21 protein-coding genes are annotated in these 18,709 nt (G+C 60.8%); 9 read left to right on the top strand and 12 right to left on the bottom strand.

The features are described 5' to 3' along the window. Positions 1-275 precede the first annotated feature (275 nt). On the bottom strand, positions 276-1,694 hold the full coding sequence (gene gltX, locus AC1D2L_RS12205) for a glutamate--tRNA ligase (protein WP_476846138.1): 1,419 nt from the start codon (positions 1,692-1,694) through the stop codon (positions 276-278). A gap of 168 nt (positions 1,695-1,862) precedes the next feature. Between gltX and AC1D2L_RS12200 the strand changes: the two genes are divergently transcribed. From AC1D2L_RS12200 to AC1D2L_RS12190, 3 genes are all read left to right on the top strand, one after another. After that, positions 1,863-2,822, top strand: a complete 960-nt coding sequence (locus tag AC1D2L_RS12200; protein ID WP_476846137.1) for a DUF4131 domain-containing protein — start codon at positions 1,863-1,865, stop codon at positions 2,820-2,822. Next, positions 2,822-4,465 carry a recombinase family protein gene (locus tag AC1D2L_RS12195; protein ID WP_476846136.1) on the top strand — a complete coding sequence of 548 codons (1,644 nt, stop codon included), beginning with the start codon at positions 2,822-2,824 and terminating at the stop codon, positions 4,463-4,465. The genes AC1D2L_RS12200 and AC1D2L_RS12195 overlap by 1 nt, the downstream gene beginning before the upstream one ends. A 222-nt stretch (positions 4,466-4,687) precedes the next feature. Beyond that, positions 4,688-5,212, top strand: coding sequence for a GIY-YIG nuclease family protein (locus AC1D2L_RS12190; RefSeq protein ID WP_476846135.1), 525 nt, complete (start codon positions 4,688-4,690; stop codon positions 5,210-5,212). Positions 5,213-5,450: 238 nt separating this feature from the next. Here the strand turns inward: AC1D2L_RS12190 and AC1D2L_RS12185 are convergent, their stop codons facing one another. Then, positions 5,451-5,696 carry a restriction endonuclease gene (locus tag AC1D2L_RS12185; RefSeq protein ID WP_476846134.1) on the bottom strand — a complete coding sequence of 82 codons (246 nt, stop codon included), beginning with the start codon at positions 5,694-5,696 and terminating at the stop codon, positions 5,451-5,453. A 57-nt stretch (positions 5,697-5,753) separates the two neighbouring features. On the opposite strand from AC1D2L_RS12185, the gene trhA reads away from it, so the two are divergent. Then, entirely contained in the window at positions 5,754-6,335 is a 582-nt protein-coding gene (gene trhA / locus AC1D2L_RS12180) for a PAQR family membrane homeostasis protein TrhA (protein ID WP_476846133.1), read from the top strand. A 177-nt stretch (positions 6,336-6,512) separates the two neighbouring features. After that, positions 6,513-7,781 carry an ATP-binding protein gene (locus AC1D2L_RS12175; protein ID WP_476846132.1) on the top strand — a complete coding sequence of 423 codons (1,269 nt, stop codon included), beginning with the start codon at positions 6,513-6,515 and terminating at the stop codon, positions 7,779-7,781. A gap of 268 nt (positions 7,782-8,049) precedes the next feature. Here AC1D2L_RS12175 and AC1D2L_RS12170 read toward each other — a convergent pair whose 3' ends face one another. The 5 genes from AC1D2L_RS12170 to AC1D2L_RS12150 all read right to left on the bottom strand — a co-directional run bounded on the left by AC1D2L_RS12170 (position 8,050) and on the right by AC1D2L_RS12150 (position 11,298). Next, positions 8,050-8,493, bottom strand: a complete 444-nt coding sequence (locus AC1D2L_RS12170) for a hypothetical protein (protein WP_476846131.1) — start codon at positions 8,491-8,493, stop codon at positions 8,050-8,052. A 112-nt stretch (positions 8,494-8,605) separates the two neighbouring features. After that, positions 8,606-8,800, bottom strand: a complete 195-nt coding sequence (locus AC1D2L_RS12165) for a hypothetical protein (protein WP_476846130.1) — start codon at positions 8,798-8,800, stop codon at positions 8,606-8,608. Positions 8,801-9,301: 501 nt separating this feature from the next. Beyond that, complete coding sequence (locus AC1D2L_RS12160) at positions 9,302-9,487, bottom strand: hypothetical protein (RefSeq protein WP_476846129.1); 186 nt, start codon at positions 9,485-9,487, stop codon at positions 9,302-9,304. Positions 9,488-9,516: 29 nt separating this feature from the next. After that, positions 9,517-9,807, bottom strand: a complete 291-nt coding sequence (locus AC1D2L_RS12155) for a hypothetical protein (RefSeq protein WP_476846128.1) — start codon at positions 9,805-9,807, stop codon at positions 9,517-9,519. A gap of 1,035 nt (positions 9,808-10,842) precedes the next feature. After that, positions 10,843-11,298, bottom strand: a complete 456-nt coding sequence (locus tag AC1D2L_RS12150) for a hypothetical protein (RefSeq protein ID WP_476846127.1) — start codon at positions 11,296-11,298, stop codon at positions 10,843-10,845. 174 nt (positions 11,299-11,472) lie between these two features. Between AC1D2L_RS12150 and AC1D2L_RS12145 the strand changes: the two genes are divergently transcribed. Then, a complete protein-coding gene (locus AC1D2L_RS12145; RefSeq protein WP_476846126.1) occupies positions 11,473-12,330 on the top strand; it encodes an AcrVA2 family anti-CRISPR protein in 858 nt (285 codons plus the stop codon). A 19-nt stretch (positions 12,331-12,349) separates the two neighbouring features. Here AC1D2L_RS12145 and AC1D2L_RS12140 read toward each other — a convergent pair whose 3' ends face one another. The 3 genes from AC1D2L_RS12140 to AC1D2L_RS12130 all read right to left on the bottom strand — a co-directional run bounded on the left by AC1D2L_RS12140 (position 12,350) and on the right by AC1D2L_RS12130 (position 14,234). After that, positions 12,350-12,553, bottom strand: coding sequence for a hypothetical protein (locus AC1D2L_RS12140; protein WP_476846125.1), 204 nt, complete (start codon positions 12,551-12,553; stop codon positions 12,350-12,352). Positions 12,554-12,893: 340 nt separating this feature from the next. Continuing rightward, positions 12,894-13,709, bottom strand: a complete 816-nt coding sequence (locus AC1D2L_RS12135; RefSeq protein ID WP_476846124.1) for a class I SAM-dependent methyltransferase — start codon at positions 13,707-13,709, stop codon at positions 12,894-12,896. A gap of 45 nt (positions 13,710-13,754) precedes the next feature. Continuing rightward, a complete protein-coding gene (locus tag AC1D2L_RS12130; protein ID WP_476846123.1) occupies positions 13,755-14,234 on the bottom strand; it encodes a GFA family protein in 480 nt (159 codons plus the stop codon). 121 nt (positions 14,235-14,355) lie between these two features. Between AC1D2L_RS12130 and AC1D2L_RS12125 the strand changes: the two genes are divergently transcribed. The 3 genes from AC1D2L_RS12125 to AC1D2L_RS12115 all read left to right on the top strand — a co-directional run bounded on the left by AC1D2L_RS12125 (position 14,356) and on the right by AC1D2L_RS12115 (position 16,239). Then, positions 14,356-14,772, top strand: coding sequence for a hypothetical protein (locus AC1D2L_RS12125; RefSeq protein ID WP_476846122.1), 417 nt, complete (start codon positions 14,356-14,358; stop codon positions 14,770-14,772). A 241-nt stretch (positions 14,773-15,013) separates the two neighbouring features. Next, positions 15,014-15,328, top strand: coding sequence for a hypothetical protein (locus AC1D2L_RS12120; RefSeq protein ID WP_476846121.1), 315 nt, complete (start codon positions 15,014-15,016; stop codon positions 15,326-15,328). Between the two features lie 89 nt (positions 15,329-15,417). Next, the gene (locus AC1D2L_RS12115) at positions 15,418-16,239 is read left to right on the top strand and encodes a hypothetical protein (protein WP_476846120.1); all 822 of its coding nucleotides are present in this window, start codon (positions 15,418-15,420) and stop codon (positions 16,237-16,239) included. A 693-nt stretch (positions 16,240-16,932) separates the two neighbouring features. Here the strand turns inward: AC1D2L_RS12115 and AC1D2L_RS12110 are convergent. After that, entirely contained in the window at positions 16,933-17,706 is a 774-nt protein-coding gene (locus AC1D2L_RS12110) for a sulfite exporter TauE/SafE family protein (RefSeq protein WP_476846119.1), read from the bottom strand. A gap of 580 nt (positions 17,707-18,286) precedes the next feature. Then, positions 18,287-18,568 carry a hypothetical protein gene (locus AC1D2L_RS12105; protein ID WP_476846118.1) on the bottom strand — a complete coding sequence of 94 codons (282 nt, stop codon included), beginning with the start codon at positions 18,566-18,568 and terminating at the stop codon, positions 18,287-18,289. Positions 18,569-18,709 lie beyond the last annotated feature (141 nt).

The raw sequence follows: 18,709 nt of genomic DNA, 5'->3' as shown, positions 1-18,709 counted from the left end.
TTTCAGGCTCGTTGCTGACCAGTCGTTTTTCCGTCAGGCCCAACACCGATTTTTTGCGCAGGACACGTCCCTGGAATCCGAGAGCCTGAAACGGCTGGCCCTGAGATGGAGCGGCAAGTGCGGATACGGGCAGGAAAGCGGTTCATCCAACTGATTTACAAGCAATATTTGTGCCCCTTCTGCCGCCACGCGATAGCAGGTCACAGGGGGCGTCACTAGACCATTTGCACAGGGGGTTCAACTCATCAGAAATGGTGACCCGAACCCCCTCTGGATCATGACCGGTCGGCCAGCCGCGCCAGAGTCTCCTCGCGGCCCAGCACCGCCATGACATCGAACAGGCCCGGTGACATCGCCCGGCCGGTCAAGGCCGCGCGCAGAGGCTGTGCTGCCTGGCCAAGCTTGAGGCCCTGCTCCTCGGCATAGCCGCGCACCGCCGCCTCAAGCGTCTCCGGCGACCAGTCGTTCAAAGCCGAGAGCTTTGCCGACAGGCCAGGCAGGCGCTGGCGCGCCGCGTCGTCGAGCAGGGCGGTGGCCTTGGCGTCGAGTTCCAGCGGGCGGGAGGCGTACAGATAATAGGCGCTGTCGAGCAGTTCGATCAGAGTCTTGGCGCGGTCCTTGAGCCCGGGCATTGCGGCCAGGAAGCGTGCCTCCAACTCCGGCGACAGTTCGCCGGGCAGGCCTCGCGCAGGGCCGATCTCCGGCAGGATCACCTTGAGGGCGTCGAGCAGGGCCTGATCGTCCGACTGGCGCATGTAGAGCCCGTTCAGGCTCTCCAGCTTGGCGTAGTCGAAGCGCGCGGGCGAACGGCCGATCGAGGACAGGTTGAAGGCGTCGATCATCTCCTGCGTCGAGAAGATTTCCTGGTCGCCATGGCTCCAGCCCAGGCGCAGCAGGTAGTTTCGCAACGCAACCGGGAGATATCCCAGCGAGCGATAGGCATCGATGCCAAGCGCGCCATGGCGCTTGGAGAGTTTTGCCCCGTCCGCGCCATGGATCAGCGGGATGTGGGACATGCTCGGCACGGTCCAGCCCATGGCCTGGTAGATCTGGGTCTGGCGGGCGGCATTGGTGAGGTGGTCGTCACCGCGAATGACATGGGTCACGCCCATGTCGTGGTCGTCGACCACGACGGCGAGCATATAGGTCGGATTGCCATCGGAGCGCAGCAGGACGAGATCGTCGAGGTTCTCGTTCTGCCAGACTACACGGCCCTGAACCTCGTCCTCGACGACGGTCTCGCCGGTCTGGGGCGCGCGCAGGCGGATGACCGGCTTCACGCCCTCGGGGGCGGTCGCGGGATCGCGATCGCGCCAGCGGCCGTCATAGCGCATCGGCTTGCCGGCGGCCTTGGCCTGCTCGCGCATCTCGTCAAGCTCGGCCGGGGTGGCGTAGCAGTAATAGGCGTTGCCGCTGGCCAGCATCGCACGCGCAACCTCGCGATGTCGCTCGGCGCGGGCGAACTGGTAGACGGTGTCGCCGTCCCAATCGAGGCCGAGCCAGTGCAGCCCGTCGAGGATCGCGGCGATGGCCGGTTCCGTCGAACGCTCGCGATCTGTGTCCTCGATCCGGAGCAGCATCTTGCCGCCGGTCCGGCGCGCATAGAGCCAGTTGAACAAAGCCGTGCGCGCGCCACCGATGTGCAGGAAGCCGGTGGGCGAGGGGGCAAAGCGCGTGACGACCGCGTCGCTCATTTTTGGGAAGGCTCCAACCGGGTCCGGCAGGTGCGGCCCAGTGCAAAAGAATGGATTCATGCCGCAGCCAACATGACAACCGGCGCGGTCCCTGTAACATGTCCTGACCGGCTGCGTTAAGCGCTAGATCGCAGTCGGCCGCCCCGCTTTGCCGGAGATGCGCGACGCATGCGTGTTGGCCTGCCAGAGCCGAACCGAGCGCGCGGCGCGCAGGCCGGGGTCTTGCCATGGCGCCTGCCGGGAACTGGCCTCTCCAGCATCGGCGCAGGGCTGGCATGGAACGACTTCTGGCGTCGCCTGACCGGCGCCTGGGAGATGGAAAGCGAGCGGCGGAGGCTGTTTCTCTGGCTGCCCGCGATGATGAGCATCGGCATCCTGCTCTACTTTGCTGCTGACCGGGAGCCCTCGCTTTGGGCGCCCGTGACGGGCATCTGTTTGTCTGCCGGCGGCGCCATCGCCTTGCGGCGACGGCTCGTCGCGCTGCATGTCTGCCTCGCCCTTGCGGCGGCCTTCGCGGGCTTTGCCGCCGCGACATGGCGCACGGCTGCCATCGCGACGCCGATCCTGGATCGCATGCGGATCGGGCAGCTCAGCGGTTACGTCGAATCGGTCGAGGCGCGCGATGCCGGCGCCAGGCTGGTGCTGCTGGTGACGGCGATCGCCGGTGTCGAGCCGACCAGGCAACCCAGGCGCGTGCGCGTCAACATCAAGGGCGGGTCGATTGCGCCGGGCGACCACATCTCGGCCAGTGCGCGTCTGCTTCCGCCGCCGGGGCCTGCGCGGCCCGGCGGCTATGATTTCGGCCGGGATGCGTTCTTTCGTGGCATCGGCGCCGTCGGCAGCATCCCAGGGAAGATTTCGCTGACGCCGTCGCCGGTTGCTCCGCCGCCGGGGCTCGCTGTCAGCGTCGCGATCGACAAGGCGCGAAACGCCCTGACCCAGCGGATCGCCAGCGTCGGCGGAGGGCAGGCGGGTGCGATGGCAGCCGCGCTGGTGACCGGCAAGCGGGGCCTGATCACAGAAACCACGAATACCGATCTGCGCGCGGCCGGGATTTACCACATCGTGACGTGTTATCCGATTATTGCTACAGCGTTCTGCCTGTTTCGCCAGTTGGAAGCCACTTGATGAACTTCACGATCCAGCCCGGAACGACGCCTTTGGCGTTTTCGTATGTCAGGCTCAGTTCAAAAAAACAGAAGGACGGGGACGGTCACCGCCGTCAGACCGATCTAGCAAAGGCTTATTGCGAGGAAAAGGGCCTGACCCTCGATCACAGCCTAGAAGACATCGGGGTGTCAGGGTTCAGCGGAGCGAATCGAATTCGCGGCGTTCTCTCACGGTTTTTGGCTCTCGCGAAAGCGGGTCGCATCCCGCTCGGATCGCACCTGATCGTTGAAAGCTTAGACCGCCTGTCCCGCGACAAGGTGATGGTGGCTCTGCGATCGTTCACTGACATTCTCGAAGCCGGGATCACGGTGCACACTATAGCCGATAGGCAGGTCTATAATTGGGAGAGCGCTAATGACCAGCAGGGGCAACTGTTCTTCAGCCTCGCAATCATGGGGCGCGCCCACGACGAGAGCAAGACGAAGCTCTTCCGCCAGCGCGAAAATTGGCAGGAAAAGCGGGCGAAAGGTCGTGCCGGTGGCCCAAAACTGACCGCTCGTGGTCCTTCGTGGTTGAAGCTGAACGCGGCGCGGACTGAGTTTGATGAAATCCCCGAGAATGTCGCCGTTATCAAACGCATCTTCAAAGAAAGCGAGATGGGCATCGGTTGCGATGCCATTGCCCGCCGTCTGAACGCAGATGGTATCGCGCCGCTGTCCTTTGGTCGCACGTGGCACGGCGGTACCGTCCGCGCCTACCTGACTTCGATCGCTGTTCGTGGCCACTACCAGCCGAACCGGATGGAGGTCATAATGGTGGACGGTGAACGCACGACCAAGCGCGTCCCGGACGGCGAGGTCATCACCAGCTACTATCCTATGGTCATCGACGACGAGCAGTGGAATCGCACCTGGGTCGCGATGGACAGCCGCCGCATGGCGGGAGCACCGAATCTCGCGGGCCGCAAAGGCACGAAGATCGGCAATCTCTTCGGGAGTCTCGCGCACTGCGGGCGCTGCCTTCAACCGATGAACATCCGCGACCGGGGTAAGAAGCGTCGGCATCGGACGTTCTTCATGTGCAGCGGCGCGCGGACGGGCACGTGCCCGAACACGTGGCAGTACGTGGTGGAAACGTGGGAGCCCGCCATCCTGGAGTTCATCACCGAACTCGATCTTCGCGAAATTGACCCGGTGGAGGTTTATAGCCTGGAAAGTGCCGTCGCTGAAAAGAAGGCCCGACGCGAGGCCCTCAGGAAGCGCATGGACGCCCTTATGGAGATGGTGGCGGAGCAGGGTAGCCCTCGCGCCCGTGAGCTTGCTGGTGAGGCTGAGCGGCAGCTAGACACGCTTCAGATCGAACTGATCACGGATGAAGAGCAGCTTCGTCGGATGCGTGCCAGCGCACCCCCGGAGGACCGTCAGGCACAAATCCGCCATCTGAAGAACAAGATGGCCAGCGCCGACGCGAAGGAACTGTACGCGATCCGGGCAAACCTCCAGCAATCACTCCGAGACGTTTTCGACTACGTCCGGTTCAGCGTGGGCGGCGAAGTTGTGATCTCTCTCAGGGGCGGACGCGTCGGTTACCTGTTCAAAGACGGGAAGGTCTTCAGACGGATTGAAGACCTGGAAGGGCTTCTCAAGCAATATGCGGCGTGAGCCCTCTGTGAGTTCGCGCAGCTTCAAAGCCTTGGCTCTCACAGATCAGAGGTTCTGCAAGCAGTTTTGCGAGACCGGCCGCACGGAAAGTCCCGCCAGGGTGGCCAACCACGTTGGCCATGTCGAAAACACCGTTTGTGAGAGGCTTACGGTAACCTTCGATCGCAACCGGTTGGTCACCGGACCGGTCCCATCATCGCGCCAGCGATTTGGGGAGCGAACATGAACCTGGAACTCGGACCGCGATTTCGTTGGGACGATCGACCATCCTGCAAGGCGGCTGGCATATACGCCTACTTCATCGACCGCCCCGATCAGCTTCGGCCCATCTCGGTACCCGCGAATGGCCTGATGTACATCGGCATGACCGCCAGTGGCCTCGACGCCCGCTGTCATTTCGACCATGTGCATAGTGGCTTCTCGACGTTCCGTCGTTCGTTGGGCGCGATCCTCAAGGGCCAGCTTCAACTTCGTGCGTTTCCGCGTGCGCCTGGGCCGTCTCGCACGAACGTGCTCTGCTATCGCTTCGACGCGGAGGGGGAGAGCCGCCTGACCGAGTGGATGCGGGTCAACTTGAGCTACTCGTACCGGGAGATCGGCGACAAGATTGCGGCAGCCGAGAATGACGCCGTCAGAACAGAGTGCCCACCGCTGAACCTCACGGGGTGGAAGAACGAGCAGCGTGCCGAGATAAAGCGGCTGCGCGCCGCATGCGTCATTGAGGCCAAACTTGCCAGCGGGACCTGAGCAAGGCTGGAACGGGGTTCCATGGCCATGGCGGTCGTGTTGCTTTTCATGACCTCGATTGCTCCGCGATCGTCACTCGTCAATCAAAAACAGATGGTTATGGCCACGCCGATGACAGTCTTCGGATCGTTCATCCGACGATGCGGAAACAACGACTTAAAGGCCGGTCGGGAAGGTCGATTACATAGGGGTTTTGGAAGAGGGGAACTTCAGCCAGACCATGGACTCGAAAGGCCGCTCACCCGTCGAAAAACTCTTCATCCAGCTTCTTGATAGTCAGGGTCTCCTCGACGCGGCATCCGACGCTGTGGCGGATCATCAGACGGGCAAGTTGATGGCCGTCGATCAGAACGATGCGCTTGCTGAGTAGTTCTGCGGTGTCACGAGCGGCCGGTGAGAACGACGATGTTGTCACGAAGAGACCCTTGCTGGCCTTGAACCGGTCAAGGCTTCCAAAGAAGTCTCGTATGGCGGATGCCCCCACGTTGTTGTCGGTGGCGTTACGGGTGTCTTTGTCCTGCTGGCGAAGGCACCGGTTTCGATGGGGATTCTAATTCCTGCGACGGTCTACGGGATCGCGCTTCTGGCCGTGCTCACCATCTCAGCCGTCTACAACGTGCTGCCCGCGTCCCCGTTGAAATGGCTGTTGCGACGCTTCGATCATTCGGCGATCTACCTGCTGATCGCCGGGACCTACACCCCCTTCTTGGTGCAGTTGGCTGGCAGTCCGGTCGCACGTGTTCTGATCGTAGCAATCTGGGTCACCGCGTTCATTGGCGTCGCGATCAAGGTGATGTGGCCTGGACGGTTCGATCGCCTGTCGATTTGGCTCTACCTCTCAATCGGGTGGAGCGGGGTGGCTCTGTGGGAATCGCTCGGCAAGCTACCGGTGGCAACGCTCTGGCTACTTGGCGCAGGAGGGCTGCTTTACTCCCTTGGTGTGATTTTCCACGTTTGGCAGAACCTGCGCTTTCAGAACGCAATCTGGCACGCCTTCGTACTCCTGGATGTTCCAGAAGATCGTAGCTGCCGTGGTGATGGGACTAGCCATAGCCGGGATGCACTACACGGCTATGCTCGCAGCGTCCTTTGCCGCCGGACACGCGCCTTATACTGCGATTGATCATGCCAGCATCGGTCAAACCGGCCTTGCTGTTGCGATCGCTGCCGCCACTATCTTGATTCTGCCTTTGGCGTTGATTGCCGCGATGTTCGATCGCCGGTTTGCAGTGCTGGCCGAGAAGGAAGCGCCCTTCGACGGAGCGAAGAGCGCTTCCGAAGCCTTTATCGGCGGACGCCATTGCCTCTCCATGCGCTGGACAGCGAGGGACGCATTGAGCAGGTCAGCGACGCATGGATCGATCTGCTGGGCTATCAGCGCGAGGCCGTCATCGGCCGACCGCTGGCTGAGTTCATGACGGGTGCGTCAGCAAAAACACGCGTTCGGTCGGAATGGCCGAAGCTTGTCGCTGATGGCCTCCTTCAAGACGCCGAGCATCGCTTGGTCACCTCCTCAGGCGTCAATCTGGATGTGCTGGTTTCCGAGCGGGTCGAGCTTGATGAGCAGGGCGATTTCCGGCGCGTCCTGGGCGGCTTGGTAGATTTGACTGCGCGCAGACTGGCCGAGGAAGCGCTTCGACAGTCGCAAAAGATCGAGGCAGTCGGTCAACTCACCGGGGGCGTCGCGCACGACTTCAACAATCTCCTGGACGTGATCATCGGCAACCTCGACCTTCTGCAAAAACGCATGCCCGCCGACCCCAAGTTAGTCCGGCTGGTGGAAAACGCGCTTCAGGGCGCACAGCGTGGAGCCGCCCTGACCCAGCGGATGCTGTCGTTCGCACGGCGTCAGGACCTCAGGCCAGAAGCCGTGGATGTGCCCGCGTTGGTGCGCGGCATGGAAGACCTGCTGCAACGTTCTCTCGGACCCCAAACGCAAATCGAGACACGGTTTCCGCTCGGCTCCGTCTGTGCTCGCGCGGATGCAAACCAGCTAGAAATGGCGCTTCTGAACCTCGTCGTGAATGCACGGGACGCGATGCCTGAGGGCGGCACGATCTCGATTGGGGTCCGGCAGGCTGTGGGTGGTTGCGACACCAAAGGAACGCCTCCAGGCGAGTACCTTTGCCTGTCAGTCTCCGACACGGGCGAGGGGATGGATGAGGCGACGCTGGCGCGGGCTCGCGAGCCCTTTTTCACGACCAAAGGGGTTGGGAAGGGAACGGGCTTGGGAATTTCGATGGTGCACGGCTTTGCTGAGCAGTCGGGAGGTAAGCTGGTCCTGACAATCCAAAAGGGAGAGGGGACAACCGCCGAGATTTGGCTGCCCGAGGCAGCGATAGCGGTCAATCCAGTCGTTCGCGAATTGGCGGTCGTTTCACCTGCGACCGTGCGCACCCTTCACCTGCTCGTGGTTGATGACGATGCGCTGGTGCGGATGAACACCACCATGATGTTGGAGGACCTCGGCCATTCAGTGGTCGAGGCATCATCTGGCCAGGAGGCGTTAGCGGCGCTTGAAGCGGATAAGTTCGACCTCTTGATCACAGATCAGGCCAGCCGAAAATGACCGGGGTACAGTTGGCAAGCGAGGTCCGCACAACACATCCTGACCTGCCGATCCTCGTTGCTACGGGGTACGCGGAGCTTCCATCTAATGTAAATTTGCCGCGTCTCAGCAAGCCGTTCGACCAGACGGCGCTCGTCCGGGCAATTGACGGGTGCTTGCAGGACCAAACTGCGAATGTTTTGCCCCTCCGTCAAAAGTCGGATTGAAGCGCTCTCGAAGCTGATGGGCGCGGCGGACTGCTTCGCCTGAGAGGAGCACGGCCTGGGATTTACCAGCGCCTACCGTAGTAACCGGCGATTGGTCGTCCATAATATCCGACCGGGCGATAATACGATCGCCGACCATAATAAGCATATGGTCGCACGATCGGTCGGCCATAGTAGGCGCGGCCATAGTATGGTCGCCCGTAATACCCGCCGTAATATGCCGGTGTATTATAGTAGGCGGTCCTGGGGTAATAGTAATCGCCGCCGTAATAGGCATTGGCACCATAGAAACCCCTGTTATAGCCATAGGCTGGAGCGGCAAGAGCACCAAGCGCAAGGCCGCCAATGATACCGGCAGCGATGGCACCACCGCCACCGTAGTAACCGCCACCATAATAGTGCCCGCCATAACCGCGACGATAGTAGGCATCCGCATCATTCGATGTGACGGCGAGACTGCCAAGACCGAGCAAGGCGGCGACAGGTAGTGCGAGCAGCTTGTTCATGACCTCTCCCCATGCTGTGTTGGAGCCGCCACTGAAACCGCAATCGGGCGGTCGTTTAGGTTGATCCGCGCCGCCCGTCGATGACCCCGGTTACTCCGGCACGAACGACCGATCAGCACTCCACCCGGCCATCCTTGTCGAAGCGCACAAGACCTTTGCAGGCCGCGATCCCCGCTACGTTGGGGACCTGCTCGCTGTGCAGCACACACTGCGCCAGCGTACCGTTCGGATGAAACACAATTGGGTGACCAGTGGCGCAGGTGACGCAGGGTAAGCGTTTCTTTTCGTCATGGTTGGGATATGCCATGGCCGGTTCGCTCAAGACGCAGCCTTTTGGCACACGCTCGTTAGTATTGGTCTGTGGCGTCGTACATTTGATGAGCGTCTGCTCGATCCACATACCGTTTATGACAGACGAGAAGCTGTAGGTCTGGCATGGACAGCGCCTGCTGCCATCATTCCAAGCAGGCCAAGCAAAACCTGTCGCATGGCACTCTCCCGCCTGGGACATGACCTAATTCTACGCCTAATGTGGAAGACTGACAATTTTTTGTGGGTCGTCTCCCAACGCCCGAATGGCCCCGAGGTTTCTCGAAAATCTGCATGACCTGCCACAGCGTTGTCAGCCAGCGGCGGTAGCCTCGGGCCGGGTCCTCCTTCGCGAGAACATCCCGGTGGAGCCGACGCAGGTCTGCGACGAAGCGGTCGTCGTTCTGGTAGGCGATCCCGCCGAGAGGCGTCTTGGCGTAATCGTCGCGAAGGCATGCCACTTAGAGACGATGTGCGAGCCGCTGTAACGTAATCCCGTCTATACTAAGGAATTTCGACCACCGAACTCGGTGAGGTCGATCTGCGAGTCGAGGTCGGGATACGATGCCATGGCGAAGCCCGTCTCGTTGAGGGCGTCGAGTGGGGCGAGGAGTTCCTGGCGCTTGTTGGCGGGGCAGGCTCCGGCCCTCTCGGTCTGTTCTTGGAAGATGAGGCCGCCAACCATGGCGGCCTCTCACGTGGCGCGGGGTAGCGCTACTTCAATTGAAGAATGACAGCGCCCTCCGAGACTGCGGGCGCTCCGACGCCCGTGTTGGACGCGTTCTCTTTGATCCAGTCTCTCGCATGCTGGAGACTTTCATCCGTTCCGGCCTTGTCATTACAGACCGTGACGGAAACGCCGCCATCTGCGGTGCGGACGAGTGAGTAACTCACAAATCCCTTGACCGTCCGTATGAGGCTTTCAACGTCCGTCTTGCGCTTCTCCAGCACGTCGAAGAGTTCTTTCGCTCCGTTGCCCGAATAGGTTCTGACGACCGCGTGCATGGCCATTCTCCCATTTTGGCCTCCAGCCGCTGAAATTATGCTCTCCTTGTCGGCGATTTTCTATTGTGACGGTGAACGACGCTTCCGCATGGCCTTGACGAACCGCCTTGATGACGATCATCGATTTCGCGGGCAGGTATGAGTAGACCGGAAAAGGGCGTGGATAGTACCACGCCCTCGCTCCACAGGAGCTAATTCGCCGTTGATTAGGCGATAAAGACTATCAGCAGATGAGAGAAGTCATCAGTTGGGTAGCCCTCCTTTGTGTCGCAAGGTGTCGCGAGACACCTCTCCGCGCGGTAAGGGTGAATTCGCCCGCGCGAAGCTCTGTCGGCCTGAGACGCTACACCGGCTACTCCGGCTACCGCTCATCCCTCCGACATATGGTCTTTCCCCGGCATTCAGTCGGCCATTTCAGCTTAGACCCGGCGGTGTACTCAACGCGGGATCGACGGCCCGCTTCGTCAAGGAAGCCTTCGGAATTGGACTATGGGCTGTCAGCGTCGGGCGTGTCGTTCTCTGACAGCCGCATGTCCTAGATCACGGGCGATCGTCGGGAGACAATCGCGCTCAAACCCAAAAAGAATCGAAATCCTGTAATGGCACCTCCGACATGGCATCGGCACCTCACAGAAAGAACACAGGACCGCCAGCCATTGTTCCTGATGCCGCTATAAGATTTCTGCGTTCTGTCCGTGAGGGGCAACCAAGTAGGTCGGCGCACATGCCGTCGCCTTGAAACCGGGCCGTGGCAGGATGGCCACCCCACGCAGTGACCAACCCGTTGCGATCGAGGGGTTCTCACACCCAGGTGTCGCCGACCGGGACACGGCGACGCCATCTTTGCCCCGATCATCCGGGAGCAGACGTTTCCGCCCCCTCGCTCCTTACCCTCTGACCCTCGTTTCCGCCTGTTCCAAAAACCCTCCCGCCCGCACCCCTCGACGTGTCTTCGAAAGTCCCTGGAAACACGGGCCTGACGACGCCTGCCGAACATCGCCGAGACCGTGGCTGGTCAGTACGTCGCCACCCGGTTCAGCGAAAGCCAGAGGCAGCTTGGACATTTCTCGCCGTCAGACGACTCGATGTGGCCGACAATAGCGCCGTCCGTGACGGTAGTGATGAAGGTCGCACGCTCTTGGCCTCAGTCTCCTGCCGCCTCTGGCGCTGTGCGTTCTTCAACTTCTTCGAACCGCGCAACGTTGCCTCGGCGCGATCGAAGCCACGGCGCGCTTCTCCGTTCACGAGCGCATCCTCAGTGAGCCACTGTGCGACGGCGCTTTCGGTTTCGGCCACCTCATCGTGTTCCAGAGCCGTCACGACCTTCGCCCACTCATGCTCGGTGCTCTTTTTGACCTTGATGCCAGCTTCGGCCAGCAAGATGCGCACGGTTTGCGTGTGATGGGGCGTGTCCGCGCGGACGCGCACCCGAGCCCGTTCCAGTCGCGCCCGGTGACGCTCTTCGTTGCGCTGCCCGTCTCTCGACAGCACGTAGACCCTCCACAACAGCGTGTGGAGACGAGGGGGCAACGGTACGTTTGCAACGATTTGAACGACGATCTTAGTCCTCGGACTACCATACCCGCGACTGGTGCCGTGATTTTGATTGCGGAAATTCCGACCTGAGGCAGCTTCATAGGTGTCGAAACTGCTTTCGGGGGCTCAATGAAGACGCAGACCTTTTCCGACTTCGTGCATGCTGCTGGCCAGGGCAAGGTGATGAAGGTCGCCGCTGCTCTTGATCGAAAAATGAAAACTGCGCCGATCGAACCGGTCTACCGCCGTTACGATTGGGCGATGCCGTCTTTCGACTTCGGCTTCATCTTCGATCCCGCTGATCCGTCCTTTGTTGGAGAAAACGTCTGCAATGATCTTTGGCGAGAGGCGAGCGAACTTCTCTCGGGAAATGAAATGCGTATGCCTTTCCCCGAATGTGCCTTCCTCTTTCGCTACCGCGAAACAGGGGATCGCTATGAGACCGTAAATCTCGTCCATATCCGTGACGATGGCGAAGCGATTTGGGGCGACACGTACTTCCAGCAGGATGCGGATAGCCCCACGAAGAGCAAGTGGACGAAGACGCCCTTTCAGTTCGTGCTTCATCCTGGTCTCGGCGTCGAAGCCAACTTCGACCCGCTGGTGCGGCTAACGCCATTCTGGGAGAACGAGTATCGTATCGACCTTCGTTCGAAGTATTCCGAGGTCCTTTACGCCGCTCTCATGCTGAGCGCTCATCGTGCTCACCTTGAGGATGATGGCTCCAACACTGTTGCCCTTATGGCGGGTTCGGAGGGCCATGACCTCAGCCACCTTCCTCCTACGCGCATCATCAAAGTGAACCGGCCGGGGCTAATTGCGGCAGCACGAGCACGGTCGTCTGGAACAGGAGCCGAGAAGCGCCCGCATGAAAGGCGCGGGCATTACCGTAATCTTCAGTCGGGGAAGAAGGTCTGGGTCAACGCCTGCAAAATCCACGGCGGACAGGACGCGCCCCCCAAGTACAGCGTGCTCAACGCAGCTTGATCCGATCGCAACCGGCATCTCAGAGCATGGTTCTGGCCACCTTCGGCGCGGCCAGAACCACGATCGGAAGCGGGCAGCTACGTGATATCCGAAAGGCGGCAGAGAGATGCTCGACGCCGAGCTTGCGCAGCCGCCACTCCAACCGCGTCCATAGCAACAGCGCGATGTCGTTGAACTCGGCTCGATTACGGCCGGAGAATTCGCGCAGGCTGTCGGGTGGCATGGGTCATTGGGCTTGGGTCAGAACCGAATTCTGAACCACGCTGCGTCATACATGTTCTCGAAGCGATAAAGCTTTCCGACCGGATTGGCGTTCGCGTTCAGCAGATCATCGACGAAGAATGAGCCTTGGCAGTTCTGAGCGATCCAGCGGAGGCACTCGGCGAGCCGAGCAAGGAACCGGCTGTAGCCCAGATGGAGAGACATGAGACCGGGCTGCGAGACGGCGTGGGGATGGCAGGCGGTTGGCCATCGTTGCGGTAGCGACAGCCTGGGAGATCAGTTGGGGGACCGTGGGTTGCATCTTCTATTCAGGCAGCCCGCGACGCGCACCGCCGCCTTCTTCAAATTGGAGTCCCTTGCGCGCGTCGGCCCTGGCTGATGAACAACGAAGTGAAGGTGCAGGTCAGCGGATCGTCGTAATGCGCCATGAAGCGATTGACGAAATCGTCAGCCTCCCGCTCTCCCCCCGCCAGTTCGACAAGGCGCGGCCTAGCTGCTCGCCATTGCATCTCCCAATTCCAACGTCGCCGAGCATCGATCGCGCCGACGACGGTGTATAATGTGTCGGCTTCGATTTTGACGGACACGCCCTCGAACCCGAGTCCCAATAGAATCGGAGCTACCTTTCGCCCGATGCCAACATCGACGAACCCCGGCATAATGCGCCGTACATCACGATCGAATTCGGGATCGGCCGGATGATGCTCGATAACGAAGTCGGCGAAATCGGCCGAGACAACTCGACCGCCGGGCTTCAGGACCCGGCTGATCTCCGCGAGTGCCGCATCCGGCTCCTTCAACCACTGTAGGACGTATTTGGTCCAGACCACGTCCACCGACGCGTCGGCGTAGGGCAGCGCGAAGATGTTGGCCTGTTTGAAGCCGAGGTTCGGCATGTATTCTTTCGCCGCACGTGCCCTTGCGAAATCCAGATAGTCCTGGCGCAGGTCGATCCCTGTCACGTTGGCCTGCGGAAACGCCTTGGCGATCGTCCGCGACATCGAGCCCGAGCCGCAGCCGATGTCGAGGACCACGTCATCGGGCCTGACATCGATATGTTGCAGGTGCTCCCGGATGTTCGCGATCTCTGCCTGGACCTCAAGCCGCTCACATTCCTGGTCACTGTGGATCGCGTAGACACGGGATTTTTCGGACATTCGATGCCTCTGTTTACGACGAGAGTGCGGGTTTCGAGGGGCCTATCAGATGATTTTCGGCTGGTCATAGCGGCGGGGAGCCAGAGAAACTCCCTCGTTTGTCATGGCGTGCTCGTCGAAGCAGTTGAAACCAGCCGGGATGATGGTGCCGCGCTGAGCCACCCCAAGAAAGATGTGCTTGGTGTTGTCCGGTGTCTGCTCGAACCAATCGGGGTCGTCGAACGTGCCCGCATAAACGCCGATGGCATCGGGGAAACGTTCGAAGCTCAAGCGCACCTTGGTGCCGCAGGTCTGGCAGAAGTGGACATGAACCTGCTTGCCGCTCCCCTCGGAGGCCCGGCTGTAGATTGTTTCCGTCCCCGCCGTGACCGCGAAGCTCTGCTTTGGAAAGATCGGCTCGACCATGCCGGTCGAGCCGGTCGCGCGCTGGCAGAAGCGACAATGGCAGACCGTCACCCGGATCGGGGGGACGCTGACTTCATACCGCAACTTGCCGCAGAGACATCCGCCCGCGTGACCGGCCATAAGGCTCTCCGTGATAAGGTTCTTCGGCGTCGGGCGTCTACCGGCAAGATGAGATTGAGAAAGCCGAGATGTCCAGCCTTTCAGGCGCGGTCATCACGCGATCGACGAGCGCAGGCGGATTATGTCCATCGCGTTCGCCCGCTTATCCAGCACCCGTGATCGATCCGCCAACGTCCTGCGAGTTGGAGGGCGCGCAGATGTGCTGAGACCGATTCAATCACCAGGGCTGTGCTATGCCGCAGCGAATGACTGTGCAAATCTTGCCGCAGCGGCAACCGACGATCGAGCAGACACTGCTATGCAACGAACAGCCGAGAAGATGGAGGCAATCTTTCACGCCGCCGAAATCGTCAGAACATCTGAGGCGGCTGCGCTCGATCAGATCAGGGCAGCCCGGTCGTTGCAGGTGTCGATCGGCGCTTTCTTCCGAAATCAAACCGAGGCTCAGGCCAAGATCATCCGATCGCGGTTTGAAGCGTTCTCCGAGAGCCTGAAATTGAGCGCGGTGGAGACGCCCCCCAAGGCTGGCGACGGTTAATCCGCGCCGGACAGCCTCGCTAGGGCCGGATCAATCGCTTCAGCGATTGGCGTAGCCCGACCTCTTCCGGCGGAACCCACTCGCGAATCAGGGTGGGGACATCCACGCCCGGCGCGGGCTTCGCATAGAGATAACCCTGACCGAAGTCACGCCCAGCCTCCCGCAGCCGCTTCACCTGACCAGCGTTTTCGACGCCCTGGCCGTCCAGAGATCGGTTGCTGGCACGTCCGACATCGGGCGGTTGAGAAAGGCAGCCCATAACGCGGTGGCCTACCAGCGGCGTCGGTACCGGCAGTGGCAGCACTTCGGCGTATGGGGCTGGTACATTGGTAGCGACTTCCACGGCATCGTCGCGCTTGGCTCGATATCGACGACCGAGTTCCTGCGTACATTCCAGCGACGCGGAGAGATACAACTACGGCCGATCAATATCGACGACCTGCGCATTGAAGTCTATGCAGCAGCGCGGCTGGTCTCCTCCGCATCGACAGCGGGCGACGCAGGCCGTTATCAGCCCGTCAAAATCGCGATCGAGCCGGTGGTCGCCAGAAGGTGAGCTTGCCAGATAACTGATTACATGGTGATCGAGCCAATGCCCCATCTCCTGGGCACGGACGAGGACGCGGCTCCGCATTGAGACAAGACATGATCTCTCCCCGTGCCGCCTGGGCTCTGCTTGAACCTGCGTCGATAATGGAACTCCTGGAGCCTCCTGGCGGGGTGCCGCAGGCTTTGCACATCACGCCCGTCAATGCTGCCGTGGAGGCTGTCAGAGCGGTGCCCATGGTGCTCGCGGCACGGCTGCTTCTGGAACATGCCGCGCAGAAAGGTGGGCTGGTTCTCACTCCCGCCGGTTTCTTGAAGCGGGCCGAGGTCTGGCATGTCTTCGAGCGGACGGAATGGCCCGGATACGACAAGGCCACGACGCTGGCGACAAACAAGGTCATCAATGAGCAAGAAGCCCACGGGGTGTTTTTTACCCGGATTGCGCTCCAAGCGGCGGGGCTGCTGCTCAAACGTTCCGGCGCTTTGAGACCCACGAAATTGGGCAGGGCGCTGATCGAGCCTGACCACGAAAATCTGCTGCTCAACGCGCTTTTCCAAGCCGTCTTCTGGAAGATGAACCTTCAGGATTTCGACCGGAACCCGCTGGAGTTTTGGCCCCAGCATCATATCGGCTTGGTGCTTTGGTGCCTGTCGGTGGCAGCACATGAGTGGTCGAGAGCCGCGCCCCTGGTTCCGATCTGCACGATCACGGCAACGATCCCCCAGGCAAGGTTTGCGGAGGTTCCGAAAAGCGCACTGGTGGCGCGGGTGCTTCGGCCGCTATCATGGCTCGGGTTGCTCGAAACCAGGAAGCACGACCGCGTCTCTGGCGGGGAACCGGAATTCCGCAAAACGCCACTCTTTGACCAGATGCTGTCCTTCGACGTAAAGATGACCGGCGCGGGAGAAGTCAGGCACTGAACGGACTGAACCGGCCGCGTTTTACCGGATGGCAGTCTATCTACATGCTGTGTCACCCCGCCCTTATGAAGGAGAAGCGCTCCAGCGAGCCCCGCCAGAGCGCTGTCTGATAGGCATGCAGATGCCCAGGCGGTCGAATTTGTCGCCCTCCCGATGGCCGCCACGCCTCCCGTCAAGCTCCTGAAGGAGAAGCATCATCAGGCGAAATTGATCAATCGCGCTGCTACGCGGTTGCGACGGGCTCCAGTAAGGCAACAAAGCGCTCACACCAGCCTCCAGATTGACGATCCGCCATCGAGTTGAGCGGATTAAGCTGTCGCAGGTTCCTTTCTTGGCGTTCTCGTAGTGCTGCTGACTCTACGATCTGAGCCCAGCCGCGCGGATCGCCTCGCTTAATCGGACGGGGGGAAGCACATCGATGGAGGAGGAAAGCGGAGTGTCTCTTTCAGCACGCGTTACCGCGTCCAGCACGTGTTCGATGGCGTTGCGCAGGCGCTCTTCCTCTGGCGTGCCATTATCCAGAGTGAGAAACGCATTGAGCAGATACGCTCGGCATTGTCGGTAATTGCTCATCAGCCGAGCGTGGACCGCAAACGGCGAATCCGCCGCTAAGAAATTGGGTTGCAATTTAGAGGCTGCGGCCCCGCCCGTAGACCCAGCGGCGAACTAGGTGCCCGCTCCTCTACCGAAACATCACGCATTGACGAAATACCATGTGGTCAGGGCCGCCCCCACGATGATCACCGACCACCGAATGACGCGGACAGGAACACGCTTCGCGACCACAACACCGAAATGACCGCCAATAATGCTTGAAACCGTTATGAGGATTGCTGCTGGCCAATGGACGAGGCCGGAAAATAAAAACAGAATAACAGCGAACCCCTGCATGAATACGGACAGAATGTTCTTAGCCGCGTTGGCCTCGTGGAACCGATCGCCAAATATAAGGGACAGCGACGCGAGCATCATGATGCCCATTCCTGCGCCAAAATAGCCGCCGTAGATTGCTACCAATCCCTGCAAGGCAACCGCACCAAACGATGTCGTGGTGGCTGATGTGCTACGCGCAGTGCCCTTTTTCAATGAATTCATCAGCGGCAAAATCTGAGGAGATACGGCAAAAAGCGCCGTCGCAAAAAGCAGGAGCCACGGCACCAGCCCGCGAAACGTCGTGTTGTCCGTGTTGAGCAGGAGCCATCCGCCCGCCAATCCGCCAGCAGCCGAGACCAGATAGAGAGGAACCAGCTTCCGCCCCAATTGGTAAATCTCGCGGCGATAGGCGAGTGTCGAGGCGATAGAGCCCGGCATTACCGACACGGCGCTTGTGGCATTTGCCGCGACCGGGGGGACGCCGACAGCCATCAAGGCGGCAAAGGTGAAAAACGTCCCACCGCCCGCGATTGCATTCACGCCGCCTGCAAGGAGGCCCGCGCCCACCAGGACGATAGCTTCAAGAACGGACAACAATCATTCCTTTGCAGTTCTGGGGGCAGTGCGTGCTTCCAAACGCCACGCCTAGCACAGTCGCGTGAGGATGGTGGAGGGCCTCCAGATCGCGCTCGCACGGCGCAAGTGTGAAGGCTCATCCCTGGCCTATCGGTTAAGGCAACAGTCGAAGGTCGAAGATGCCAACGTCTGCGACGGGTCAGGAAGCGAATCGAGCTTCCGGCCGACTGATCCGCCCGGCACCGTTTGGTCCAGGGCGATTGTTAGTGGACGATTGTCCTCGTGCCAGCGTGGACGGCGTAGCCGCACGGAGAGGGCCTGGTCGCTCTTCAAATGGCATAGCTTCCGTTACCGCTGAAAATAGGCTGGTTCACAAATCGATGCCATTTGGCCGATGATCCACCGCGCGAGCCGGGGGACAGGAACGTGCGACGACCGCTCCGACGCTCGCGCTTCCCCCTGCAAACACGGGGACGACGCTCTGGCGCGAGAGCCGTCGCGAGCGTGGCCATAACCATCTGTTTTTGACGGACGCGATGAGATCGTCCCGCAACCAGTCGCGAGGGAGCGAGCGCGGCGAGCGTGACCGTGATGGTTTTTATTTTGGTGTCTGCCCAATACGGGTCCGTCGCGGCCGGGATTGGCTATAGATTTTGGGATGGGCGATCTTCACTCGACGCAGCGAACGCTGGACGAACGAGAAGCTGATCGGCATGTCGAACTCGCGCGACAGCCGGTCGCAGATCACGCGAATGGAGATGCCTCTCCCGTCGAGTTCCCACATCCGGGCAATCAGCTTCGAGCGCCACGGGTGCTCAGCGACGTAATAGCCAAGCGGGACGACGGGAAGCCGTGGGGGGATGTCGTGCTTTGCGGTCATAAACGCCGCCTTGCAGTCGATTTGCGCCGAGCCGTGCTCGATCGGCCGTTCACTTTCATCTTGATGCTCATCTCGACCTCCCGTTGGAAGGTGAGAAGGTAGCGGATGCGGCCACCGGCTCTATCGCCTGCCTACCAATCA

The organism is Allobosea sp. P1_B10 (assembly GCF_056406735.1).
This window is presented reverse-complemented; position numbering and strand designations above follow the sequence as displayed.